Here is a 1,497-nt window from a genome sequence, read left to right as displayed (position 1 = left end):
ATCCGTATGGGGGGCACCCGCAGCGGCCTGCGGCGCTACCCAGCTTGGAGCCCTTCACCGGCCACGCGGCACCGTCCCGCCGAACGGGGGGAAGTATCCGTCGTGGGCGCCGCAGGAGCTCAGCCGGGCCGCCAGCTCACTTCGCGGGCGGCGGGTCAGCCCGCCGCCCGCGAAGTGGCCTGCGGCGGCGGTCAGCGGTCAGCGGTCGGTGAGCATGCCGGTGCGGAGCTTGGTGAGGATCCGGCTGAGCAGGCGGGAGACGTGCATCTGGGAGCAGCCGATTTCGGCGCCGATTTCGGACTGGGTCAGCTCCTGCCCGAAGCGCATCCGCAGGATCGCACGGTCGCGCTCGCCGAGTCGTTCCAGCAGCGGGGCGAGCGACTGGAAGTCCTCGATGAGTGCCATCTCGGGGTCGTCGGCGCCGATGGTCTCGGCGAAGGACCGGCCGCTTTCGGAGCCGGGGTGGTCGTCGTCGCCCTGGGGGAGGTCGATCGAGCCGGCGGTGTAGCCGTTGGCCGCCACCAGGCCCTCGATGATCTCGTCCTGGCTCAGTTCGAGGTAGGCGGCGAGTTCGGCGACGGTGGGGGGTGCGCCCAGGACGTTGGTGAGGTGGTCGCGGGCCTTGGCCAGCTCTACCCTCAGCTCCTGGAGGCGCCGGGGGACGTGGACGGCCCAGGTGGTGTCGCGGAAGAACCGCTTCATCTCACCGGCGATGTAGGGGATCGCGAAGGTGGTGAACTCGACCTCGCGGCTCAGCTCGAACCGGTCGATCGCCTTGATCAGGCCGATGGTGCCGACCTGGAGTATGTCCTCCATCTCCTCGGCGCCCCGTCCGCGGAAGCGGCGGGCGCTGAAGCGCACCAAAGACATGTTCATCTCGATCAAGGTGTTGCGCGCGTAGCTGTACTCGCGGGTGCCCTCCTCCAGGCTCTGCAGGCGGTCGAAGAACACCTTCGACAGCGCACGGGCGTCCTTCGGGGCGACCTTGCCCGCCTCCTCGATCCACGGCAGTTCACCGACCCTCCGGGACTGGGGAGCGGCCTGTGCCTGTTCGACGGAGGCGCTTGCGGACTGCATGGACACGGTCACGTCTTTACCTTTGGTCGCCGGCTGATGGGCCTCGTCTGCCCAGGTCCCGCGGATGAATGCCGAACCGGGATCGTGGCATGGCCCTGATGAAGCAGGGCAGACGGCTGCTCGGAGGTTGGTAAACATGGGACCGTTGCTTCTCGTTCTTCTGCTCGCGCTGATCCTTTTCGGCGCCGGGTTCGCACTGAAGATCCTTTGGTGGGTGGCCGTCATCGTTCTGGTGGTGTGGCTGCTGGGCTTCGTCATGCGGGGCACTCACTCCAGTGGGGGCCGCAACCGCTGGTACCGCTGGTAGCGCTGCACCACAACACAGAGGGCATAGGACATCGGGCGTGCCGGCGGGGGGGAATGCGGCGGGGCGGCCCGGGTGTTTAGGGGAGCCGGGCCCCCCCCACGGGTCGTCCCGTG

2 protein-coding genes are annotated in these 1,497 nt (G+C 68.6%); one reads left to right on the top strand and one right to left on the bottom strand.

What is annotated here, in order from left to right; translation table 11 throughout:
* Window positions 1-198: 198 nt before the first annotated feature.
* Window positions 199-1,083: a SigB/SigF/SigG family RNA polymerase sigma factor gene (locus AB0M29_RS45185; RefSeq protein WP_365393687.1), complete on the bottom strand. Its 885-nt coding sequence runs from the start codon at window positions 1,081-1,083 to the stop codon at window positions 199-201.
* Between the two features lie 130 nt (window positions 1,084-1,213).
* Between AB0M29_RS45185 and AB0M29_RS45180 the strand changes: the two genes are divergently transcribed.
* On the top strand, window positions 1,214-1,384 hold the full coding sequence (locus AB0M29_RS45180) for a hydrophobic protein (protein WP_164293039.1): 171 nt from the start codon (window positions 1,214-1,216) through the stop codon (window positions 1,382-1,384).
* Window positions 1,385-1,497 lie beyond the last annotated feature (113 nt).

The organism is Streptomyces sp. NPDC051976 (assembly GCF_040680795.1).
Taxonomy (GTDB): domain Bacteria; phylum Actinomycetota; class Actinomycetes; order Streptomycetales; family Streptomycetaceae; genus Actinacidiphila.
This window is presented reverse-complemented; position numbering and strand designations above follow the sequence as displayed.

What these genes read in the sequence shown, in the direction of transcription:
- AB0M29_RS45180 (WP_164293039.1), top strand. Translation starts at nt 1,214, where the DNA reads ATGGGACCGTTGCTTCTCGTTCTTCTGCTCGCGCTGATCCTTTTCGGC.